Genomic DNA, 22,439 nt, shown 5'->3' on the forward strand with positions numbered 1-22,439 from the left:
CGTAAATTAAGCTTGCAATAATGAAATATCAGCTACTTTCAAGAATAAGTTTTGTAGCTTTTTCAAAAGCGCTAATCGATTAAGCCTAATACCTTCATTGTCAACCATAACCATGACTGAATCAAAAAACGTATTCACCGTCTCTTTTAATGACGATAATTCAATTAACGCATCTTGATAACGACTTTCACTAAAATAAGGTGAAAGTTTATCGGTTAAAATCGCCAATTTTTTAGCTAACTCGCTTTCAGCACCTGCTTCTAGCAAGGCTACATTGATCTGCTCAGGAATAGTAACATCAACTTTAGATAAAACATTTGACACTCGCTTATTAGCTTCGGCTAATGACGAGGCTTCGGGTAAGGTTCTAAAGTGAGTTACTGCTTTAACGCGTGCATCAAAATCAGCAGGTTTGGTTGGATTCAACGATAAAACAGCTTGAATTGTATCAATGGCAAAACCTTGCTCTTGGTACCAAGCGCGGAAACGACCTTGCATAAAATGAACAATATCATCAACCACATTCTTATTGGTCAGCTTATCGCCATATAATGATGCGGCATAATTGGCTAATTCAACTAGATCTAAAGATAATGCTTCTTCAACAATGATTCGTAACACACCAATAGCAGCGCGACGCAATGCAAAAGGATCTTTATCACCTTTAGGATGTTGACCAATACCAAAAATACCGGCTAAAGTATCCAATTTCTCAGCGATAGAAACTGCACAAGAAATAGCTGTGCTTGGTAATTCATCACCAGCAAAACGAGGTTTATATTGTTCTTCAATGGCGGTTGCAACTTCAATACTTTCACCATCTTTTAGAGCTAAATAACGGCCCATAATGCCTTGTGTTTCAGGGAACTCAAAAACGGTATTGGTCACTAAATCGCATTTTGTTAATTTGCCTGCTCGTTTAGCTTGCTCAACATCAGCACCAATTTTATCGGCAATAAAGCCTGATAACGACTCAATGCGAATTGCTTTATCCCTAACTGTTCCCAGTTGTTGTTGAAATAAAACTGTTTCAAGGCGAGACAAACGGTCTTCTAAACGTTGTTTTAAATCAGTTTGATAAAAGAATTCAGCATCGGCAAGGCGAGGGCGAACTACTTTCTCATTACCCGAAATTACAACTTGTGGATCTTTTGAATCAATATTAGCCACAAAAATAAAGTTTGGTAATAATTTGCCTTGTTTATCATAAACAGGAAAGTATTTTTGATCGCCTTTCATGGTATAAACCAATGATTCAGCAGGAACCTCTAAAAATCGCTCCTCAAATTTAGCAGTTAACACAACAGGCCATTCAACTAGAGAGGAAACTTCTTCAAGCAAATTATCTGTTAAATCTGCTTTACCATTTAATTTTGCGGCTTCTTCTGCAGCTTGTTGTTTAATGATAGATTTACGTTTATCGTAGTCAGCAATTACTTTACCACGTTGTTCCAAAATTTCAGGATACTGGTCTGCAGTATCAATAGTGAACTCTTGTTCACCCATAAAACGATGGCCACGAATAATGCGATCTGATTTAATCTCTAAAATCGTACCAGGCACAAGCTCATCACCATACAACATGGTGACAGTATGACATGGACGAATAAATTCAACTTGGCGAGCCGCCCAACGCATTGGTTTAGGGATAGGTAATTTACTTAATGCGGTTTTAACCATATCACATAACAAATTAACAACTGGCTGACCTTTTTGATTTTGAGTATAAGAAAGCCATTCACCTTTATCGGTTTGTATACGCTCAGCCTGATCAACTGTAATACCACAACCACGAGCCCAACCTTCAGCTGCTTTAGTTGCATTGCCATTGGCATCAAAGGCTGCGCTGACCGCAGGACCTCGTTTAACAATTTGGCTATCGGGTTGCGTATCATTCAAATTCAAAACTTTTAATGCTAAACGACGGGGCGATGCATACCAAAGCACCTCGCCATGTTCTAAATTGGCATTATCAAGTTGCTGTATAAAATTAGCCGCAAAGCTTTCTGCTAACGTGCGGAGTGATTTTGGTGGTAACTCTTCGGTACCAATTTCCACTAAAAATGTTTTTTGCATAATTTTCTAATTCCTACTTTGATGCACTTTCGTTAGATTGTGAATTTTGGCACATAGGGAAGCCAAGAGCTTCGCGAGATGCGTAATAGGCTTCTGCCACCATTTTGGTTAATGTTCTGATGCGCAAAATATAACGTTGTCGCTCAGTTACTGAAATTGCTTTACGAGCATCAAGTAAATTAAAACAGTGAGCCGCTTTTAAGATGCGTTCATAAGCAGGTAGTGGTAGTGGTTTTTCTAACTCAAGCAAAAACTTGGCTTCTTTTTCGTGTTGTTCAAAACAATAAAATAAAAATTCAACATTGGCGTATTCAAAATTATAAGTGGACTGCTCAACTTCGTTTTGATGAAACACATCGCCATAAGTTGTTTTACCAAATGCACCATCACTCCAAACCAAATCATAAACACTATCCACACCTTGAATATACATTGCTAAGCGTTCAAGTCCATAAGTGATTTCACCAGTAACAGGCTTACATTCAAGCCCTCCAACTTGTTGAAAGTAGGTAAATTGAGTTACTTCCATACCATTTAACCAAACTTCCCAACCAAGCCCCCATGCACCAAGGGTTGGGTTTTCCCAATTATCTTCAACAAAACGGATATCATTAACAGTTGGGTCAAGACCTAATTGTTTTAACGAACCTAAATAAAGCTCTTGAATATTATCAGGAGAAGGTTTTAAGATAACTTGAAATTGATAATAATGCTGAAGTCTGTTTGGGTTCTCACCATAACGGCCATCGGTTGGGCGACGCGATGGTTGAACATAAGCCGCATTAATAGGTTCTGGCCCTAGCGCTCTTAAGCAAGTAATCGGGTGAGACGTTCCCGCACCGACTTCCATATCCAAAGGCTGAATCACAGTGCATCCCTGATTAGCCCAATAATCTTGTAACGTAAGAATTAACCCCTGAAAGGTTTTGACATTAAACTTTTGCATGATGTTATCTTTATGGTTGAATTGATATTTCGATAATTTAAATAGTGCTATATATTATACTTTTTATCAATACTTGTGAAATGCCTAATTAGACTCTGTCTAATATTGAATAAGTGATTGATTTTTCTTTAAAAGAAAAAATTAAATAAAATCAATGATCTACCTAAAGGTTTTTTATGGAAAAGTAGAACAACATATAACCTTTTCTGATTAATATTAATTAATCTTTTAATATCAACTAAATAGATTATATTTTATTAGTAATATGTAACGTACCTTATTTAGCTGTTGGATAAATAGCCACGACATTTATGTATTATTTTTATTGTCATTAGTTAAAAATTCACGAATTTCTTGTTGTGATTTGAGTGTTCTAATGTTTTGTAATATTTCTGACGCTTGAACATAGTGCTGTTTTAAGTAAGCAAGCCATTGTTTGATGCGAGCGGAGTGATAAAGCGGTTTAGCATTATCAATAGATGATGTTGCATAGTGAATTAAAATTTCCATTACTTGTTGCCAATTTAATGCTGATTGATCAGTTCGAATCATATTAGCTAAGTTTGGAATAGTTAAAATACCGCGCCCTAGCATAATGTCATTAGTTTGGCTTTGGCTTATGCAATTTTTTGCATCCGCTATAGAGAAAATTTCACCATTAGCAATAACAGGGATTTTTAAATGTTGTTTGATTTGGCTTATTGTTTGCCAATCTATTTTTTCGGCTTTATAGCCGTCTTCTTTGGTCCTTCCGTGAATCGCTATTTCATTGGCTCCAGCAAGTTCAATTGCGTTGGCTATTTCGTGACAATGTGATTTATTATCCCAACCTAAGCGAATTTTGACTGATAATTTATTTGTTGCACCTATAGCTTGTCGCACTTGGCTGACAACATTAAATATCTGCTCTGGATATTGTAATAAATAAGCGCCACCGTGGCTGCCAACTACAGTTTTGGCTGGGCAACCAAAATTGATGTCGATACCGTAAGATCCTAATTCAATGGCTTTAACGGCATTTTCAGCCATCCACTCTGGTGACTGTCCTAAAATTTGGACACGAACTGGCGTGCCAGATTTGGTTTTTCCATTATTGTAAAGTTCAGGACATAGGCGATAGAAAGTCCTATTTGATAATTTGTGATGGGTCACTCTGATAAATTCTGTAACACAATAATCAAATTGGTTAATTTCAGTTAAAAGTTGCCTGACTTGATAATCAAGTACTCCCTCCATAGGAGCTAAAATAATTCGATTAATTTTCATTGAGAAACCTGATTGGTATTACCATTACCACAAACGGGACAATTAGGTTGTTTGGTAAATTTAACTTGGCTAAACTCCATTGTCATTGTATCAATCATTAATACACGACCAATTAATGGTTTTCCATATTGAGTTAACACTTTTATCGCTTCTAAGGCTTGCATGGAACCAAACATTCCAACAAGCGGTGCCATGACGCCTGTCTCAACACAAGTGATTTGATCTTTACCAAATAAGCGACTTAAACAGTGATAACAGGGTTCATTAGGTTGGTATGTAAATACACTTAACAACCCCTCCATACGGATTGCCGCTCCAGAAACTAACGTTTTTTTTACTTGAAAACAACAGCGGTTAATTTGCTCCCGTGTCACTCGGTTATCCGTACAGTCTATGACAATATCATGTTGTTTAATAAGTGAAATAAGCTTGTTATCATCAAGTCGCTGATTTACTGTTTCAATTAATGTATTGGTATTTATGTTGGTTAAGGCCTCTTTTGCCACCTCGACTTTGTATTGATTGATAAAGCTTTCAGTATATAAGATTTGTCGATTTAAGTTGGATTTTGATATGGTGTCAAAATCAACTAACGTTAATTTGCCTAAACCTGATGCCGCTAAATAGAGTGATGCAGCGCAACCAAGTCCGCCTAAACCAATGATCAGTGCTGAACTGTTTTTCAATATTTGCTGTTTATCAATATCGAAATCACGCAATGTGATTTGTCTATCATAACGAAACAATTCTTGATCGGTAAGTTCTAGCATATTGTGTGATTATTATTGTGGTTAATTATGAAGAAGCATTATAACAGAAACTTGGCACAACAATGTGCCAAGCTATTAAGATTATTTGTCAAAGCCAGATAGAAAGGTTAAATATTCCTCTTTGGTCATTAGTGGTTTATATTCTGACATCAGCTTCTGGGCAGGTTTAGCATCATCATAAAGTAAATCAATAATTGTACATGCCATCATTTGTGCAGGACGGATGTAAGCCATTTCTTCATCAAATACCGTATAATCTTTACCATGTAAAACACCTCGAACTGAACCAATCCATGGGTGGCTAACTGGCATGATGTGAGATAAATCTCCAGTATCCGTACTACCCGTCATATGAGGCGCAATCCAAACATTATCAGCACCAATTAGATCTTGTGCATTACTTTGTAAAAAGTCATTAAGTGTTGGGTTGTTTTGCAAAGGTAAATAACCTGGTAGATCTTTAATTTCACACGTAGCCCCAACAGCCATTGCTCCAGCTTTTAATGCTTGGTTTATTCGTTCATTGGCATCAATCATGGCTGGTACATTGCCTGCGCGCACATAGCTTTCCATTCTGACATCACTTGGAACTACATTAACTAAATCACCACCTTGGGTAATAATTGGATGGAATCTAATGTAGTCTTTTTCTTGAAATGTTTCACGAATAGCGTGTACGCCCATCATTCCCATCATCGCAGCATTTAAGGCATTGACACCAGCGTGAGGCGCTGCAGCTGCATGTGAGGCTTCGCCTTTGTATTTAATTAATTTACCGATAAAACCATTGCTGGTTGTTGATATTTCAATAAATCCATTTTGGCGATCGTTAGGTACGCTAGTTAAATGTATTTGTAGTGCCATATCAACATCATCAAATTCACCGCGCGAAATCAATTCTGGCTTGCCACCGATATAGTTGATTTTGCCTTCTTCAATTAGGCGATTACGATAAGTGATTTCGACATATTCTTCTGCCGGTACTGCAAATGGTACAACATCACCCGCTAAAAATTGCATCGCTCCTGAGTCAATTAGCCCCATTGTTACTGCCATCATGTTGGCAATTTGTGCATTGTGACCACAACAGTGCGCAGCGCCCGATGTTTCGTCAGCAGCAGGGTGATCGGCACAGATAATGGCATCAAGCTCGCCAATAACAGCAATACTGTATTTACTGCCTTTTCCCCCTTTTAAGCGACCTTTAACGCCTGTTAGTGCTAATTTGTTTTTAAATGGAACACCAAGCTTTTCAAACGTTTCTTCGACTTTTTTGGCCGTTTTGTGTTCTTTATAACCAAGTTCAGGTTCTGCCCAAATTGATTCGGCAATTGCTTTGATACCGGCTTTGCGGTTTGCAATGGCATTACAAACCTTTTTTTTAAGTTCTTCTTTTGTCATAATAAATCCTAATCTGAATTAGATCACACCTTCCCAATGCAAGGTGATTTGTGCAATGATTGCGGCAAAAATAAAAGTGCCTGAAAATACGGCTAATGATACGGGAATGATTCGCCATGAGATGTTTTTAAATAGTGCTAAATCTTTGCCAATTGCAAGTCCTGCATAAGCTAGCACTGGAGTACAAACCGCCAATAATGAAACCTGATCAGTAATTGAAACCACTTGTTCGTGATAAGGAAATATTGGCGATGAAGCTACAGCCGCTACGACTGATACCCATAAAATTACTGGAAATTTGTTTAATAATGGAACTTTGCCAACAAAATATCCGACGATTGATATCGCAACTAAGATTGATAATGCTTGTAATGACAGCATAAAATCAACTTTGTAACCTACCGTATTGCCCGCAGCCATAATGATGGCAACTAAGATGAGTAAAAATATTGTTTCTAATGTTTTCATTATAGCGCTCCTTTTTTATTACGTCGTAAGCGAGCAAAAAGGTTATATAAGAAAGAGGCAAAAGGTAGTGAAAATAGCGTGTAAATATAAATGCCAACAATACTTGACATTAAGTTTGCGGTGGTTGCATAGGCTTTGATTTCACTCGTCATTTCAGGATAAAGGTCGCTGATTGGTGCGAGTGATGCTGCCATCATACTGCCACTTCCAACCCCTGCGCCCATGGCTAATGCGTAAGGGTGTAGGATATCTAATTTTGCCATTATACTAGCAAGTATGCTCATCCAAATAGCACCATAAAGTGTGCCACAAACATACATTGCCATAACGCCTCGACCTTCAGAGGAATCCAATCCATATTTATCTGCAACAATGGCGATATTCGGTTCGCGAGCAACAGAATAAGTTGCACCAACAGCTTCACGTTTCATGCCTAATATCATTGCTAATGGTAAACCTAATAAAATCGTACCAGCAAAATGACCTAATTCTTGAAAAATTAATGCTAACTTAGCATCTTTTAGAATCATATCAATCTTAGGACCGACAGAAACGCCTAGCTTAGCAATAAGTAACATCAAAGTTACAATCATGATGGCGCTGGCATTATTCATATTTTTTAGTTTTAATATTTTTAATTTGGGAACACTTATTACTCCACCAATGATCATGGCGTATAACATCGGATACACTGCGATAATCCAAATAGACTGCTTACCGATAAACTCACATGCCAAAACAACGACTAGTGCAAGTAAATGCACTTTATAGTCTTTTAAAATATCCATCCTTATGGGCCTCATAAAATATATTATTGTTAATAAAACTTAGCCATGATAACTAAAATCATAATCTATTATTGTGCAGTTAATATACATAACCTAGATTACTTACGTCAACAAACGAGTATTATCAATTAATTGTTTGTGGGCAATATGGCATTGTTGACTAGATATAATTAAGCAATTGAAGAATAAATCTAAATAAATGCCTTTATAAGGGCTCTATTTGATTTATAATATTTCTTATTTTTTATAGATTGATATTTAAACAGGATATTTTATGCGTTCGATTTATTGTGGTCAGTTAACGGCAACTCATATTAATCAAGAAGTAACATTATGTGGTTGGGTCAATAAACGCCGAGACTTAGGCGGTATGATTTTTATCGATATGCGTGATCGTGAAGGTATTGTGCAAGTTTTTTTTGATCCTGATTATCAACAAGCATATCAACTTGCTGGTGAACTTCGTAATGAATTTTGTATCCAAATTAAAGGTAAAGTAAGAGCTCGTCCGGAGGGTCAAATCAATAAAGATATGGCAACTGGAGAGGTTGAAATTTTGGCAACTGAATTGACAATATTTAACCGTAGCGATGTATTGCCTCTTGATTTCAATCAAAACAACAGTGAAGAGCAACGTCTAAAATATCGTTATATTGACTTGCGCCGCCCTGAAATGGCAACGATCTTTAAAACGCGAGCTAAAATTACCGCATTTGTTCGTTCGTTTATGAACGAACATGGTTTTTTAGATATCGAGACGCCAATGTTAACCAAAGCAACTCCAGAGGGTGCACGAGATTACTTGGTTCCAAGTCGAATCCATAAAGGTGAGTTTTATGCGCTGCCACAATCGCCACAATTATTTAAACAATTGCTAATGATGTCAGGATTCGACCGTTATTATCAAATTGTAAAATGTTTTCGCGATGAAGATTTACGAGCCGATCGTCAGCCTGAGTTTACGCAAATCGATGTTGAAACTTCATTTATGACAGCAGAGCAAGTGCGTGATGTTATGGAGAAGATGATTCGTGAGCTTTGGTTACATGTGAAAAATGTGGATTTAGGTAAGTTTCCTATTATGACTTTTGCTGAAGCGATGCGTCGCTTTGGAAGTGATAAGCCTGATCTGCGTAATCCGCTTGAAATTATTGATGTGGCTGATTTGGTTAAAGATGTTGATTTTAAAGTGTTTTCAACACCAGCTAACGATCCGAAAGGACGCGTTGCATTGCTTTGTGTTCCAAACGGTGCACAATTAACACGTAAACAACTTGATGAATATACGCAATTCATTTCAGTTTATGGCGCAAAAGGTATGGCTTGGATTAAAGTTAATGAACGTTGCAAAGGGTTAGAAGGTATACAAAGCCCAGTTGCTAAATTCTTTAATGAATTGCAAATGGAAGCACTGCTTAATCGTGCCAATGCTAAAGATGGTGATATTTTATTATTTGGTGCCGATAGCTATAAAGTAGTGAGTGATGCGTTAGGGGCATTACGTTTAAAAGTTGGTAAAGATTTAGGTTTAACCGATGAAAGTAAATGGGCGGTACTTTGGGTTATTGATTTCCCGATGTTTGAAGAAACAGATGAAGGTTTAAGTGCTATGCATCATCCATTTACGTCACCAAAAGATTATACACCAGAAGAACTTCTGAATAATCCTGAAAATGCTGTTGCAAATGCTTATGATATGGTAATCAATGGTTATGAGGTTGGTGGTGGATCGGTTCGTATTCACCGTAGCGAAATGCAACAAGCCGTCTTTTCAATTTTAGGTATTAATGAACATGATCAACGTGAGAAATTTGGCTTTTTACTTGATGCATTAAAATATGGCACCCCTCCTCATGCCGGATTGGCATTTGGATTAGATCGATTAAGTATGTTATTAACTGGAACGGATAATATTCGCGATGTGATAGCGTTTCCTAAAACTACAGCAGCAACTTGTTTACTTACTGATGCTCCAAGCCCAGCCAATATTGCAGCATTGACTGAACTTGGTATTGAAGTAAGTAAAAAATAGTGATATTTGATGCGAAAATTCAAAAAACCTGAATCTGTTCTGGTGGTGATTTTCTGCCAGACAACAAACCGTTGCCTTATGTTACAGCGCCAAGACGACCCTTGTTTTTGGCAATCAGTAACAGGTAGTATGGAAAATAATGAGCTACCACGAGAAACAGCAATTCGTGAGGTTTTTGAAGAAACAGGCATTGATATTATAGGGCAAAATCTTGAGTTAATTGATGCAAAGTATTCCGTTGAATTTGAGATTTTCCCGAAATTTAGACATAAATATGCACCAGAAGTTAAACTAAATAAAGAACATTGGTTTTATCTGCCTATTATTAATGAGATAATACCAGTACTTACTGAGCATTTAGATTATCAGTGGTTAACAATTGATGAAGCAATCAATCTTACTTTATCTCCAAATAACAGTGAAGCTATTGGTAATATTCACAGTTTGATTAAATCTAATTAAGAGGTTTGAAAATGAAATTAAGCCTATATGCCGTTGCGTTGTCCTGCTTATGTTTTTTTGTACCAACTAGTAATGCCGATATAAATATAAAAAAGTGCCAGCCCAATCAAAATGATTATATTATTTTCGATGAATATGACGTTAAAATATCAGAGAAGATAATCGATTATAAATTACATGATCAACCTGAAAAACGTGAAAATAGTGTTATTCAGATATTTGCTAATGAAAATAGTGATGATCGAAATGACTGGATAGCCTCGTTTCTATTTGATGATCAATCTGAACAATTTTTATTTTATCAAGCTGATCAAGATAAATTCATTGAAATCGATAAAAAACAATTTGATGCCTTATTATCTAAAATTGTTGAGTGTAATCAAAATAAACAAGTACCTATATATAGTGAAAACTTTGATGCAGACTAGTTAATATCAAAGCTACACTAGTATTAAGTATTAAAAATGATTTTAGGATTTGGTTAACTTAAGACTATTAAGTAAAAGGGAGTAGTAATAAATGAATTTTTCAAATTTTAGAGATTTTTTAGATTATCTTGAACAACAAGGTGAATTAAAAAAAATTACTTTTCCTGTTAATCCTTATCTCGAAATGACTGAAATTGCTGATCGTGTTTTACGTAATGGAGGCCCTGCTTTATTATTTGAAAATCCGATTGGTTATGATATGCCTGTTTTATGTAATTTGTTTGGTACCGCTAAACGTGTTGCAATGGGAATGGGGCGTGAAGATACTTCAGCTTTGCGTGAAATTGGTGAGTTATTGGCATTTTTACGTGAACCAGAACCGCCTAAGGGCATACGGCAATTTTTTAATGTATTACCTAAGTATAAACAAGTACTAAATATGCCAGTCAAACATCGTTCTTCAGCACCATGCCAAGAGATAATTTTTAAGGATGATGAGGTGGATTTGACTCGTTTACCTATTATGCATTGCTGGCCCGATGATGTAGCACCTCTGTTATCTTGGGGACTGACTATTACTAAGGGTCCTTATAAAGATCGACAAAATGTGGGCATTTATCGCCTGCAACTTTTAGGAAAAAATAAATTGATCATGCGCTGGCTTTCACATCGTGGTGGTGCACTTGATTTTGCCGAATGGCAACAAGCATATCCAAATGAAAGATTTCCAGTTAGTATTGCTATTGGTGCTGATCCAGCAACCATTTTAGGTGCAGTGACACCTGTACCAGATACTCTACCTGAATATGCTTTTTCTGGATTATTACGTGGTAGCCGAACAGAGGTAGTCAAATCATTATCAAATGATTTAGAGGTTCCAGCTAGTGCAGAGATAATTCTTGAAGGTTATATTGATCCTAATGAGTTAGCATCAGAAGGTCCGTATGGTGATCACACGGGTTATTATAATGAAGTTGAGCAATTTTCCGTATTTACCGTAACGCACTTAACTCGCCGGAAAGATGCGATTTATCACTCAACTTATACAGGTAGGCCACCAGATGAACCCTCAGTCATGGGACTTGCTTTGAATGAAGTTTTTATTCCAATTTTACAAAAGCAGTTCCCTGAAATTGTTGATTTTTATTTACCGCCAGAAGGATGTTCATACCGTATTGCGATTGTTACTATTAAAAAGCAATATCCGGGTCATGCTAAACGAGTTATGATGGGAATTTGGTCTTATTTGCGACAATTTATGTATACCAAATTTGTAATTGTCTGTGATGATGATATTAATGCTCGTGATTGGAAAGATGTAATGTGGGCTATTTCGACGCGTATGGATCCTCATAGAGATACGACTTTTATTGATAATACACCGATCGATTATTTAGACTTTGCTTCATCTGTATCAGGATTAGGATCTAAAATGGGTTTAGATGCTACCAATAAATGGCCTGGTGAAACAAATCGTGAATGGGGAAAAATAATTAAAAAAGATCCAAAAGTCATTGCCCATATTGATGAAATTTGGGATGAGTTAGGTTTATAGAATTATCTTTAATCAATATTAATTATATAAATAAAATAGCCCAAATAAGAATTAAACAAAAACTATTCCCTTATATTGCATTTATGTATAATTATTAAAATTGCTATAATAATTAAAAAATATGAAAAAAATTCAAATATTATTAGTACTATTGTTATCTATTTCTTATAGTGCAATGGCTACAAATTATAAAACGCAACCAGAAGATACTCAATTAAAGCTTAAAGCGTCAGATTCATTGCTCCCTTCTTTACTTTTGTCTGCAGAAAAAGGGAACTCAGAAGCTCAGTACTCATTAGGAAATATTTATAAACAAGGATTAGGTGTTGAGGTGAGTGATGTTCGGGCTTTTTTCTGGTATAAAAAAGCGGCTGAACAAGGGCTTGCCAAAGCACAAAATAATGTAGCATTTATGTACCAAAGTGGCTTAGGTACTAAACTTGATTTACATGAAGCGTTTAAATATTTTAAATTAGCGGCAGATCAAAATTATGCATTAGCTAAATATAATTTAGCTTTAATGTATAAAGAAGGCAATGGAGTAGAAAAAAACATACCGACTGCGATTGATTATTTTACACAGTCTGGTGATGAAGGTATTTATGACGCTTATCTAAATCTTGGTATTATGTATTTTTTTGGTGATGGCGTAAAAGAAGATCGCATGACGGCAGCTGATTGGTTTAGTAAAGCAGCTAAAGATAATATTCCAGAAGCACAATATTATTTGGGGGTAATGTCTGAAAATGGCGATGTTTTAACCCAAGATTATGTGGCAGCTAGCTATTTTTATACACAAGCGGCAGAGCGTGGCCATGTATTAGCGATGTATAATTTAGCTATTATGTATGTAACAGGTACAGGAACTAAACCGGACAATACGCAAGCGGCATATTGGTTCACTAAAGCCGCTGAAGCTGGTAATGCTGATGCTCAATATAATATTGGTGTGATGTATGACGTAGGTGGTGGTGTGTCTAAAGACGAGAAAAAAGCTGTTGAATGGTATTTAAAAGCTGCAGAGCAGGGCAGTGTCGATGCTCAATATAATTTAGGTGTTAAATATCTAGAAGGCGAAGGCACGGGTAAAGATCAAGAGCGTGCTATTTATTGGTTTACTAAAGCTAGCGAGCAAGGAGATCAAGACGCTAAAGCTTATTTAGAACAATTATTACCAGAAAATTAAAAAAGGCTAATGCCTTTTTTAATTTATCCAGAGTTTCTCATACCTGCTGCGATTCCTGAGATGGTGATCATTAACCCTTGTTCAACTATGATGTTTCCACTATCACTATCACTGTTTTTTCGTGAGCGACTCAGTAACTCTACTTGTAACAAGTTTAATGGCTCAATATAAGTATTACGTAAGGCCACCGACTGCGCTATCCAAGGTAAATCAGCCATTAGGCTAATATCATCAGTAATAGTTAATACTGTATTTATATCTTGGGTTAGCAAATTTCTTAATTCTTCACCTAATGGCCATAATGTAGGATCGACTAAGCGTTGTTCGTAATATTGGTGAATATTTGGCGCAGATTTTGCGTAAACCATTTCAAGCATACCTAATCGGGCATTAAAGAAAGGCCAATTGTGGTACATCTCTTTAAGAATGTTTTGTCTGCCCTCTCCAATAACAGCTCTAAGTGCACTACCTGCTCCGAGCCAAGATGGCGCCATTAAACGATTTTGTGTCCAAGCAAAAATCCAAGGAATAGCACGTAAACTTTCAATCCCTCCACCTGTTCGGCGTTTTTGTGGTCTTGAGCCTAGTGGTAATCTGGCTAATTCAACCTCTGGTGTTACAGCTCTGAAATAATCAACAAATTCAGCTCGTTCTCGTACATAACTACGATAACAATTGCATGAAATTTCTGACATTTCGTCCATGATATTACGCCATTCCTGTTTAGGTGCAGGTGGTGGTAATAAGTTGGCTTGTAAAATAGCTGAGGTATAAAGCATGAGACTGCTGAGAGCCACCTCTGGCAGACCGAGTTTAAAGCGGATCATTTCACCTTGTTCAGTAACTCTAAGTCCTCCTTTTAATGATCCTGGTGGTTGCGAAAGCAGTGCGGCATGAGCTGGTGCGCCCCCTCGACCAATTGATCCTCCTCGTCCATGAAATAACACCAAATTAATATTATATTTTTCAAATAAATTAACTAATTCCTCTTGTGACCGATATTGTGCCCAAGACGCAGCAAGAGTACCTGCATCTTTAGCCGAATCAGAATAACCTATCATCACCATCTGTTTACCTTGAATTTTATTGTAATACCAAGGGATATCCAGTAGTTTTTGCATGACAGATTTAGCATTATTTAAGTCTTCTAAAGTTTCAAATAACGGTACTATGGGAATATGTTTGTGGCAGTCAACGATTTTTAATAATAAATAAACCGCTAAAATATCAGAAGGGGCTTTAGCCATTGAAATTACGTAAGAAGCAATTGATTCTTTGCCCGCTTTTTTTATTACACGACAAGTATCTAATACTTCTTGAACCATTTGATCTGGTTGCCAGCTGTAAGGCAATAATGGTCGATTTGATTGTAACTCTGTTAATAAAAAAGCTTGTTTTTCTTCTTCAGACCATTGGGCATAACTACCTAAATTAAGTTCTTTGGTTAATGCATCGAGCGCTTCTGTATGTAATGAGCTGTCTTGACGGATATCTAATTTGACTAATTGTAAACCAAAGCTTTTTATACGACGCAGTGTATCTAACAATGGTCCATGAGCAATTGTTGACATTCCATTATCGATTAATGATTCATAACATACATAAAGCGGATGCCACAACTGCTCATTTTTAACCAGAATATCACAAGGGGCTAATATAGGCTCATTATTCAATAAAGCTTCAATATAGTTGTGAGTTTTAATTAAACGTGTTCGTAACTGCTTCATTACAGCTCGGTATGGCTCTGAAACGTTTTTGTTTTTTTCATCTAACAGTTCAATGACCGAATCACTGCATTCCGTCATTGAAAGCTCACGAACAAGTATTTGAATGTCAGATAAAAATAACTCAATTGCCTTTAATCTGGCTTGTAGCATAACTTTTTCTGTTACTTTTGCCGTGACATTTGGGTTACCATCACGATCTCCCCCCATCCATGAGGTAAATTTAATAGGAACATGATCAACCAATAATTGTTCATCAAACGCATCAACTAATTGGTCATTAAGTTCACGTAGAAATAGCGGTACGCCATTCCATAAGCTATCTTCAATGACTGAAAATCCCCATTTAGCTTCATCAATAGGAGTAGGGCGTTTTTTGCGTATTTCATCAGTATACCAAGCCTGACAAACTAATTGCTTTAAACGGCGCATAATTCGCTCAATTTCATAATCAGCTAAATCATCATGGTCCAGTTGTGATAAACAGTTATTTATAGCTGTATAAGTATTAATCATCGTTCGGCGATTAATTTCGGTCGGATGTGCGGTTAACACTAATTCAATTGATAAATCATTAATTGCTTTTGTAATAGTTTGATTTGAAAAATTAAGGTTTTTTAGTGTGCTAAATAATTCGGTCATTTTTTTAGGGCTACTAGACGCTTCCCCATGGGGTGAAATACCATAATACTCAGCAGCTGTATTGACCAAATTCAAAAACTGATTGAATGCACGTGCAACGTGTAATAAATCGTCATCATTAAGGTTTTCTATTAATTTAAGTAACTCATTATGAGCTTGAGTATCTCCTTGTTGAGCTGATTTTGATAATTGTCTTATTATTTCAACTAGATCAAATGTTTCATTACCGGTAGCACGTTTGATCGCATTGCCTAGTAAAGTACCTAACATATTGACATTACTTCTCATTGATGAGTATTGGTTATTCATGATTTTCTCGTCTTCGATTTTATTATGCCTAATCACCTTTAAGCTGTATGAATCAAAATAACAATTTAATGGGATAGGAAAAATGTTGATTAATGTGCTTAAGTTATACTTTATTACAATTTATTTTTGAATTTAAATAATAAAATTTTATGATTTTTATTTTTTTTAATTGTTTTAATTATATCTAGCATGAAAAATTAAACATTAAAATGCTTTACTCGATTTTGAAATATTCATCAGAAAACTTATTTAACAGGATTATTTTTTATGAATACAGTGGTAAACTGTATCTTGATATCATTTGGGTATATACTAGCTATATTATAAATACACATTGGATTATTTAATGATTGCTGTTTTTTATATCGCGTCGATTATTGCTGTCGTTGCTAGTATAAAAGTAATTAGTAGTTTACGTGTTGATAAAGCAATTTTATATCTTGTTATTTCACTTTTTGCTTCAGCATTAATATTTATTCTACTTAATACATATTATTCAGCTATTTTATATATTTTACTGTTTATTGGTGGGTCGGTAACTATTTTTTTACTTGTCGCTTCAATTTTGAAAATTAAAGTTGATAATGTTGAAAAGCACAAACAGGGAATTAGCCCTAAAATTTGGTTAGGTCCACTTGTATTAGCGTTTGTATTATTAGTTGCTCTAATTTATAGTGTAGTAAGTACTGACTATTCAGAGCTGAAAGAGTCTCATGAATTAATGCATGAAATGTCTAAATATGCATACATTTTGATAGCTGAATTGGCACTATTTTTATTATTGGGCGCAGTTGTGATTGCTTATCATTTTATGCATCGGCTTATGTTGGAGAAATAATATGATTCCACTCATACATAGTCTTATTCTTGCTTCTATTTTATTTGTGATTGGTTTGTTAGGAATAATGATTCGACGCCATTTCTATTTTTTATTACTTAGTCTTATTATTATGAATAATGGGGTAATAGTTGCGTTGTTTGCAGCAAGTAGCTATTGGCAACAATCTGATGGGCAAGTACTCGCTATATTAGCAGTAATAACTTCCTTAGCTGAAGCTTGTGTCGGTCTTGCATTGATGATAAAACTATTTTACCGTCGAAAAACATTTAATATTGACTCATTGAGTGAAATGAAAGGATGAATTTACTTTATTTAACTATTATTGTTCCCTTATTTTCTTTTTTAGTATTGGTGAGCTTAGGGAGACATATTAGATCAATTAATGTGATAATTATCGGTATTACTACTATGCTGATAATAGCATTAATTACTGTATTTTCTTGTATCGATTTTAGTTTAAATACAGTACCTGATATGACCTTAGTTTATACTCGACCATTGTGGAATTGGTTTTCGGTAGGTGACTTTTCAGTACCTATTTCCTTAACCTTGGATGGATTATCATTAACTTTTTTAGCACTGATTTCATTTTTTGGTTTTTGGGTTTATTTTTTTGCAGCCTGTGATTTAACTTCCAAAAAAGATATTTATACCTTTTATGCTTACAGTAATTTATTAATTGCTAGCATATTAACTATAATATTGGTTGATAATTTGTTTGTTATGCTAATGGGTTGGGAAGGTTTGAGTATAAGTGCATACTTGCTCATTGGTATTTATTATAAACAGCCTCGTAATGGTTATGCAGCAGTTAAAGCATTTGTGATTATGCATTTAACTGATATTTTTCTAATTATTGGTATATTTTTATTGTATCAAACTTTAGAAACATTAAATATTCGTGACGTTTTGACGCAAGCACATGATAATTTGGCTGTTGATTCTGATATCATATTCTGGATTACTCTAATGTTATTCCTTGGGGCAATGGGCAAGTCGGCACTATTTCCTATGCATTCATGGTTTGCTGAAACAACATTAGCTCCAATGCCTGCGATGGCTTTATTGCAATCTTCAACAGTAATTTTAGCTGGTGTGTATTTAGTTTTAAGACTTAGTGATTTGTTTATGATGTCGAGCGATGTTCTTGCTATTATAGCAATGATTTCATCATTGACTATATTATTTGCTAGCACTATTGCATTAGTGCAGTATGATATTAAACGAATTATTACATATATCAATTTAACGCAAATTAGCTATTTGTTTTATGCTTTTTCAACAAAAAGTTGGAGTTTGTCTCTTAATTGCTTAATTAATTATGTTGTAACAAGCACATTGCTAATTTTAGCTTCATCTATTTTAATTAAGAAATGTCAAGGTGAACGAGATATCAGTAAACTAGGTGGTTTAATTAAAACGTTTCCGATGTTATATGCGATATTTTTGTTTATCATGCTATCACTTAGTGCTATGCCTTGGGTTTCATCATCATTTTATATCAAAGGGGATATCATATTGGGTCTAATGACTCAAAATAAATTGATATTAGGAACCATTGGTTTGTTCGGTATTTTACTTTCTAGTTTAGGTATTTGGCGTTTAATTTTAATGGTTTTTTATCGTAAACAAAAACAGTATAATTTTACCAAAACCAAGTGGTTAAGTTATTTACCAATTTTCATCTTATTGATATTTACTACAGCTTTATTTATCTATTTCCCATTACCAACTCAAGGTATTATTCCGATAGCTGAGTTAGATACTAATGGGCAGTTACCTTTTCAGCTATTGCTAGCAGCAGTGACTAGCTTGAGTTTTTTGATTGCTTATATTTTATATGCTCATCCAAATAGCGAAGTACAAGAAATTCTAAATACGCCAATGGTTAAATTCCTTTTACGTTTATGTAATAGTGATTGGCATTATGATTATTTATTACATACTTTATTTGTTAAACCTTATATCTATTTAGCCCGTTTTTTGAAAAAAGATCCACTAGCTTTTTGGGATAATTGGATAATGAGGGGAATCAAAAAAGTAAACGCGTTCACCGTTGATCTAGAAAATGGGCAAATTCGGTGGTATATGGTTTCGATGGTTATAGGTAGTATTTTCATATTAATGCTACTGATTTTTATTTAATAAAGGTGTAATCATTCATGTTATTATGGCTCGTTTTTTTACCTGTAATAGGCGGATTTATTGGTTGGTTATGCCATGTATGTTTACAAAGAGGCGTTGTTTCTGTCAATGTACAAATGCGTTGGTCAAAATTACCAATAATTGTAGCTTTTATTACTATTTTTCTTACATTATTGATGTCGATATTATTATGGATAGATGCTATAAATATATTAAATCAAGGGGGAAATTGGGTAAAAGAAGTTAATCTAGAATGGATCCCTTTATTAGGCATTCATTTTCATCTTGTCTTAGATGGTTTATCAATGGTTGTTATTACTTCAACCTTATTTATTGTGTTATTGACTATTATCTATTCTAGTAAAGAAAGCCTAAACAACCTTGGTCTATTTTATTTATGTCTATTATTTATGACATCGGCTATTATGATGTTATTTGTAATCACTGACTTATTTTTAATGTTTTTCTTTTGGGAAGCTGTAGCAATTCCCATCTATTTTTTAATCTCCTTATGGGGGCGACGAGATTCTAGTTCGCAATTGCGTTTTAATGGTGCAAGTAAATTCCTGATTTATACTCAAGTGAGTAGTTTACTTATGCTAATTTCGATAGTTTCATTAGCTTTGATTAACTGGAATTTAACAGGACATTGGACGTTTGATTATCAAGAATTAACCAAAACGCCAATTTCAAGTTATACCGAATTTTTAATTATGCTAGGATTTTTAGCTGCTTTTATCGTTCGCATACCATTTGTTCCATTTCATGGTTGGTTTATTGAAGCCCATATCGAATCTTCAACAACTGGCTCAATGATGATTAGTGGATTATTACTTAACACAGCTGCATTTGGTTTATTGCGTTTTGTTATACCGTTATTTCCTAATGCATCAATCATTATTATGCCGTTAATGTTAGCATTTGCACTACTTACGGTTGTTTATGCTGCTTTACTTGCTTTTAACCAAACTGATATTAAAAAGCTAATAGCTTATATTCATATTGCTTTAATGGGATTTGTAACTGCAATAATCTATAGTGGTTCTGTTCTTGCTTATCAAGGTGTGGTTATTCAAATAATAGCCATCAATTTAGCAATCGTCGGCATGTTTATAATTAGTGGATTATTAGTTGAATGTTATTCAACGCGAAACATAAATCAATTTGTTGGGCTTAAAGAAAGAGTGCCTTATTTATCTTCGTTTACTCTGTTTTTTATATTGGCAGTGTTAGGCATTCCCGGTACGGCTAATTTTATTGGGAATTATATGATGTTGCTTGGTAGTTATAATGCTTTTTCCTATTATACAATTTTGCTAGTAATTGGTTTATTATTGCTGTCCATTTCATTTATTGTACGTATACAGCCAATTTTTTATGGTGTAGTTGATAAAGGAGCTGCAACAAAATGTCGGCTTAGTAAGAAAGATCTTTTATTATTATCAAGTATTTTAAGTGTACTTATTTTTATCGGTTTATATCCTCAAGTGGTTTTAGATATGTCTTATTCTGTAGTGAATCAAACACAACAATACATAACCACAGAGCGGGTAGGGGAGTAATAACCTATGATAGCTTTATCACCCATTCTTGTATTAAGTCTAGCCATCATCGTTTTTTTATTTTTACTATTTGCTTTTAAATTAAGCACTAAAGGATGTGCTATTTTAACGGTATGCGGATTAACCTGTGCTTTAATTTGCTCTGTGATGGTTGGATATAAAATTTCTTTTAGTACTCAAGTTATTACTGATATCAGCAGTGATAATATGCAAATATCAGCATCGATTTCGGAGCCAGCTAAAGAACAAACCCGATCGAGTGAAGAAACTATTGCAATTGATACGGTGTCTACAGAAACGACCCAATCATCTAATGAAGATGAAACTATAAATATTGATAGTAATACCGAAGATAATAGCATTGACAATAAAAATATCGATACTAATTCTAATGTTGGGAATAATTCGAATATTGATGACTCATCAACAGATGAGTGGAAAGCACACCATATCACAGCTCTTTTTACTTGTGATGGTTATGGGCTACTTTACACCAGTTTGATTTTAATGATATCTATTTCCGTTGCATGTTTTGCTTATCGCTGGTTTAAACAAGAACAGAATCATCATGGATTATTTTATTTAATTTTACTTTTCATGGCATTAGGTGGTGTAACACTTGTTTACTCAAGCCATTTAATTGCATTTTTTATTGGGATCGAACTGTTATCTATTCCATTTGTTGGATTAATTGGTTATCAATATACGCAGACTCATTCATTGGAAGCAGCAGTTAAATACATGATTTTATCTGCTATCGCCAGCGTGTTTTTATTAATGGGGATTGCTTTTTATTATGCAACTACCGGAGAACTCACTTTTAGTGGTTTAAGTTATCAACTCTCAACAATGTCTTATCCAAGTCTATTATTACTGATAGGTGTGTGCTTAATGCTAGTCGGCATTGGTTTTAAATTATCTTTAGTACCATTTCAACTTTGGTTACCAGATGTTTATCAAGGTGCTCCAACAATAGTTGCCTTATTATTATCGACAGTCGGAAAAGTTGCGATTTTTTGCGCTATCGCAAGGCTATTTTTATTGGCACCTATTGTTAATAATGAAACTATCCGTATTATTTTAGTTATTATGGCGTTTTGCTCTATTTTTTGGGGTAACTTATTGGCGCTAATGCAAAGTAGTTTAAAGCGATTATTAGCTTATTCATCGATAGCACATTTTGGGTATTTATTAACGGCATTAATAGCTGTGCAATATCAAGTATTAGCATTAGAAACTATTGGTGTGTATCTAATTGGATATATTTTAGCTAATATCTGTATTTTAGGCGCGATCAGTTTAGATTCACACTCTGATGAACTTCAAGATCATGAAAATGAAATTGATCTATCAGGACTTTTTTGGCGAAGACCAATTCTTGCATTAGCCATGGGGGTTGGGCTTTTATCTTTAGCTGGAACCCCATTAACTGCGGGATTTGTTGGGCGATTTTTACTAGTGTTATTAGGTGTAACCGCCGAATTATGGTGGCTAGTCGCTGCCGTTGTTATTGGCAGTGCATTAGGCCTTTACTTCTATGCTCGCTTAATTATCAACCTTTATATAAGACCAGTTTGTCGTGATGATCTAATATCAAGCAAATCTTCAATTAAATTAAAATGGACTGATATTAGAATAAGTGAATTAATCATTGTGTTATGTGCTTTACTGACGATGCTTTGTGGAATATACCCTAAATGGCTATTTAATTTAGTTAGTATGGCGCAATATTTGGCCACCTAATTAACATTTATCTGCCACATCGTTTTATTGGCGGAATTATATCAGCCTAGGTAGTATTGAATGATTCGTTTTTATACTAGAACGCATAGTTACCT

The 22,439-nt window shown here is 34.9% G+C and carries 18 protein-coding genes; 10 read left to right on the plus strand and 8 right to left on the minus strand.

Features of this window, described 5'->3' with window-relative positions; translation table 11 throughout:
- Positions 1 to 6: 6 nt before the first annotated feature.
- The 7 genes from glyS to A9G25_RS08850 form a co-directional block, all read right to left on the minus strand.
- Complete coding sequence (gene glyS, locus A9G25_RS08820) at positions 7 to 2,079, minus strand: glycine--tRNA ligase subunit beta (RefSeq protein WP_065626613.1); 2,073 nt, start codon at positions 2,077 to 2,079, stop codon at positions 7 to 9.
- Positions 2,080 to 2,089: 10 nt separating this feature from the next.
- Positions 2,090 to 3,022, minus strand: a complete 933-nt coding sequence (glyQ, locus tag A9G25_RS08825; RefSeq protein WP_065626614.1) for a glycine--tRNA ligase subunit alpha — start codon at positions 3,020 to 3,022, stop codon at positions 2,090 to 2,092.
- A gap of 309 nt (positions 3,023 to 3,331) precedes the next feature.
- Entirely contained in the window at positions 3,332 to 4,288 is a 957-nt protein-coding gene (gene dusC / locus A9G25_RS08830) for a tRNA dihydrouridine(16) synthase DusC (RefSeq protein WP_065626615.1), read from the minus strand.
- Positions 4,285 to 5,058, minus strand: a complete 774-nt coding sequence (locus tag A9G25_RS08835) for a molybdopterin-synthase adenylyltransferase MoeB (RefSeq protein ID WP_065626616.1) — start codon at positions 5,056 to 5,058, stop codon at positions 4,285 to 4,287. The genes dusC and A9G25_RS08835 overlap by 4 nt, the downstream gene beginning before the upstream one ends.
- 81 nt (positions 5,059 to 5,139) lie before the next feature.
- Complete coding sequence (locus A9G25_RS08840; protein WP_065626617.1) at positions 5,140 to 6,459, minus strand: amidohydrolase; 1,320 nt, start codon at positions 6,457 to 6,459, stop codon at positions 5,140 to 5,142.
- Positions 6,460 to 6,477: 18 nt separating this feature from the next.
- Positions 6,478 to 6,927, minus strand: coding sequence for a hypothetical protein (locus A9G25_RS08845; RefSeq protein WP_065626618.1), 450 nt, complete (start codon positions 6,925 to 6,927; stop codon positions 6,478 to 6,480).
- Positions 6,927 to 7,715 carry a DUF3100 domain-containing protein gene (locus tag A9G25_RS08850; protein WP_065626619.1) on the minus strand — a complete coding sequence of 263 codons (789 nt, stop codon included), beginning with the start codon at positions 7,713 to 7,715 and terminating at the stop codon, positions 6,927 to 6,929. The genes A9G25_RS08845 and A9G25_RS08850 overlap by 1 nt, the downstream gene beginning before the upstream one ends.
- Positions 7,716 to 7,989: 274 nt before the next feature.
- On the opposite strand from A9G25_RS08850, the gene aspS reads away from it, so the two are divergent.
- From aspS to A9G25_RS08875, 5 genes are all read left to right on the plus strand, one after another.
- The gene (aspS, locus tag A9G25_RS08855) at positions 7,990 to 9,747 is read left to right on the plus strand and encodes an aspartate--tRNA ligase (RefSeq protein ID WP_065626620.1); all 1,758 of its coding nucleotides are present in this window, start codon (positions 7,990 to 7,992) and stop codon (positions 9,745 to 9,747) included.
- 9 nt (positions 9,748 to 9,756) lie between these two features.
- Complete coding sequence (gene nudB, locus A9G25_RS08860; protein WP_065626621.1) at positions 9,757 to 10,209, plus strand: dihydroneopterin triphosphate diphosphatase; 453 nt, start codon at positions 9,757 to 9,759, stop codon at positions 10,207 to 10,209.
- An 11-nt stretch (positions 10,210 to 10,220) separates the two neighbouring features.
- The gene (locus A9G25_RS08865) at positions 10,221 to 10,637 is read left to right on the plus strand and encodes a hypothetical protein (RefSeq protein ID WP_065626622.1); all 417 of its coding nucleotides are present in this window, start codon (positions 10,221 to 10,223) and stop codon (positions 10,635 to 10,637) included.
- A gap of 91 nt (positions 10,638 to 10,728) precedes the next feature.
- The gene (gene ubiD / locus A9G25_RS08870) at positions 10,729 to 12,192 is read left to right on the plus strand and encodes a 4-hydroxy-3-polyprenylbenzoate decarboxylase (protein WP_065626623.1); all 1,464 of its coding nucleotides are present in this window, start codon (positions 10,729 to 10,731) and stop codon (positions 12,190 to 12,192) included.
- A gap of 121 nt (positions 12,193 to 12,313) precedes the next feature.
- Positions 12,314 to 13,378 (plus strand): SEL1-like repeat protein, encoded by a 1,065-nt coding sequence (locus A9G25_RS08875; protein ID WP_065626624.1) that lies wholly within the window; start codon positions 12,314 to 12,316, stop codon positions 13,376 to 13,378.
- A gap of 23 nt (positions 13,379 to 13,401) precedes the next feature.
- Here the strand turns inward: A9G25_RS08875 and ppc are convergent, their stop codons facing one another.
- Positions 13,402 to 16,053 carry a phosphoenolpyruvate carboxylase gene (ppc, locus tag A9G25_RS08880; protein WP_065626625.1) on the minus strand — a complete coding sequence of 884 codons (2,652 nt, stop codon included), beginning with the start codon at positions 16,051 to 16,053 and terminating at the stop codon, positions 13,402 to 13,404.
- Positions 16,054 to 16,399: 346 nt separating this feature from the next.
- Between ppc and A9G25_RS08885 the strand changes: the two genes are divergently transcribed.
- The 5 genes from A9G25_RS08885 to A9G25_RS08905 all read left to right on the plus strand — a co-directional run bounded on the left by A9G25_RS08885 (position 16,400) and on the right by A9G25_RS08905 (position 22,344).
- Positions 16,400 to 16,891, plus strand: coding sequence for an NADH-quinone oxidoreductase subunit J family protein (locus tag A9G25_RS08885; RefSeq protein WP_065626626.1), 492 nt, complete (start codon positions 16,400 to 16,402; stop codon positions 16,889 to 16,891).
- Between the two features lies 1 nt (position 16,892).
- Complete coding sequence (gene nuoK, locus A9G25_RS08890; RefSeq protein WP_065626627.1) at positions 16,893 to 17,195, plus strand: NADH-quinone oxidoreductase subunit NuoK; 303 nt, start codon at positions 16,893 to 16,895, stop codon at positions 17,193 to 17,195.
- Positions 17,196 to 17,302: 107 nt separating this feature from the next.
- Entirely contained in the window at positions 17,303 to 19,039 is a 1,737-nt protein-coding gene (locus A9G25_RS08895; RefSeq protein ID WP_176701106.1) for an NADH-quinone oxidoreductase subunit 5 family protein, read from the plus strand.
- Between the two features lie 17 nt (positions 19,040 to 19,056).
- Positions 19,057 to 20,601, plus strand: coding sequence for a complex I subunit 4 family protein (locus A9G25_RS08900; protein ID WP_065626629.1), 1,545 nt, complete (start codon positions 19,057 to 19,059; stop codon positions 20,599 to 20,601).
- 6 nt (positions 20,602 to 20,607) lie between these two features.
- Positions 20,608 to 22,344 (plus strand): NADH-quinone oxidoreductase subunit N, encoded by a 1,737-nt coding sequence (locus tag A9G25_RS08905; RefSeq protein WP_065626630.1) that lies wholly within the window; start codon positions 20,608 to 20,610, stop codon positions 22,342 to 22,344.
- The last annotated feature ends 95 nt before the right edge of the window (positions 22,345 to 22,439 follow it).

The organism is Gilliamella sp. Bif1-4 (genome assembly GCF_001690535.1).
In the GTDB taxonomy this organism is placed as follows: domain Bacteria; phylum Pseudomonadota; class Gammaproteobacteria; order Enterobacterales; family Orbaceae; genus Gilliamella; species Gilliamella bombi.

Excerpts from the sequence above, each read along its gene's own strand:
- A9G25_RS08840 (WP_065626617.1), bottom strand. The coding sequence starts at position 6,459 with ATGACAAAAGAAGAACTTAAAAAAAAGGTTTGTAATGCCATTGCAAAC.
- A9G25_RS08835 (WP_065626616.1), bottom strand. The coding sequence starts at position 5,058 with ATGCTAGAACTTACCGATCAAGAATTGTTTCGTTATGATAGACAAATC.
- nuoK (WP_065626627.1), top strand. The coding sequence starts at position 16,893 with ATGATTCCACTCATACATAGTCTTATTCTTGCTTCTATTTTATTTGTG.
- nudB (WP_065626621.1), top strand. The coding sequence starts at position 9,757 with ATGCGAAAATTCAAAAAACCTGAATCTGTTCTGGTGGTGATTTTCTGC.
- A9G25_RS08850 (WP_065626619.1), bottom strand. The coding sequence starts at position 7,715 with ATGGATATTTTAAAAGACTATAAAGTGCATTTACTTGCACTAGTCGTT.
- aspS (WP_065626620.1), top strand. The coding sequence starts at position 7,990 with ATGCGTTCGATTTATTGTGGTCAGTTAACGGCAACTCATATTAATCAA.
- A9G25_RS08885 (WP_065626626.1), top strand. The coding sequence starts at position 16,400 with ATGATTGCTGTTTTTTATATCGCGTCGATTATTGCTGTCGTTGCTAGT.
- A9G25_RS08905 (WP_065626630.1), top strand. The coding sequence starts at position 20,608 with ATGATAGCTTTATCACCCATTCTTGTATTAAGTCTAGCCATCATCGTT.
- A9G25_RS08845 (WP_065626618.1), bottom strand. The coding sequence starts at position 6,927 with ATGAAAACATTAGAAACAATATTTTTACTCATCTTAGTTGCCATCATT.
- A9G25_RS08875 (WP_065626624.1), top strand. The coding sequence starts at position 12,314 with ATGAAAAAAATTCAAATATTATTAGTACTATTGTTATCTATTTCTTAT.
- A9G25_RS08895 (WP_176701106.1), top strand. The coding sequence starts at position 17,303 with ATGCTGATAATAGCATTAATTACTGTATTTTCTTGTATCGATTTTAGT.
- ppc (WP_065626625.1), bottom strand. The coding sequence starts at position 16,053 with ATGAATAACCAATACTCATCAATGAGAAGTAATGTCAATATGTTAGGT.
- A9G25_RS08900 (WP_065626629.1), top strand. The coding sequence starts at position 19,057 with ATGTTATTATGGCTCGTTTTTTTACCTGTAATAGGCGGATTTATTGGT.
- A9G25_RS08865 (WP_065626622.1), top strand. The coding sequence starts at position 10,221 with ATGAAATTAAGCCTATATGCCGTTGCGTTGTCCTGCTTATGTTTTTTT.
- glyQ (WP_065626614.1), bottom strand. The coding sequence starts at position 3,022 with ATGCAAAAGTTTAATGTCAAAACCTTTCAGGGGTTAATTCTTACGTTA.
- ubiD (WP_065626623.1), top strand. The coding sequence starts at position 10,729 with ATGAATTTTTCAAATTTTAGAGATTTTTTAGATTATCTTGAACAACAA.
- dusC (WP_065626615.1), bottom strand. The coding sequence starts at position 4,288 with ATGAAAATTAATCGAATTATTTTAGCTCCTATGGAGGGAGTACTTGAT.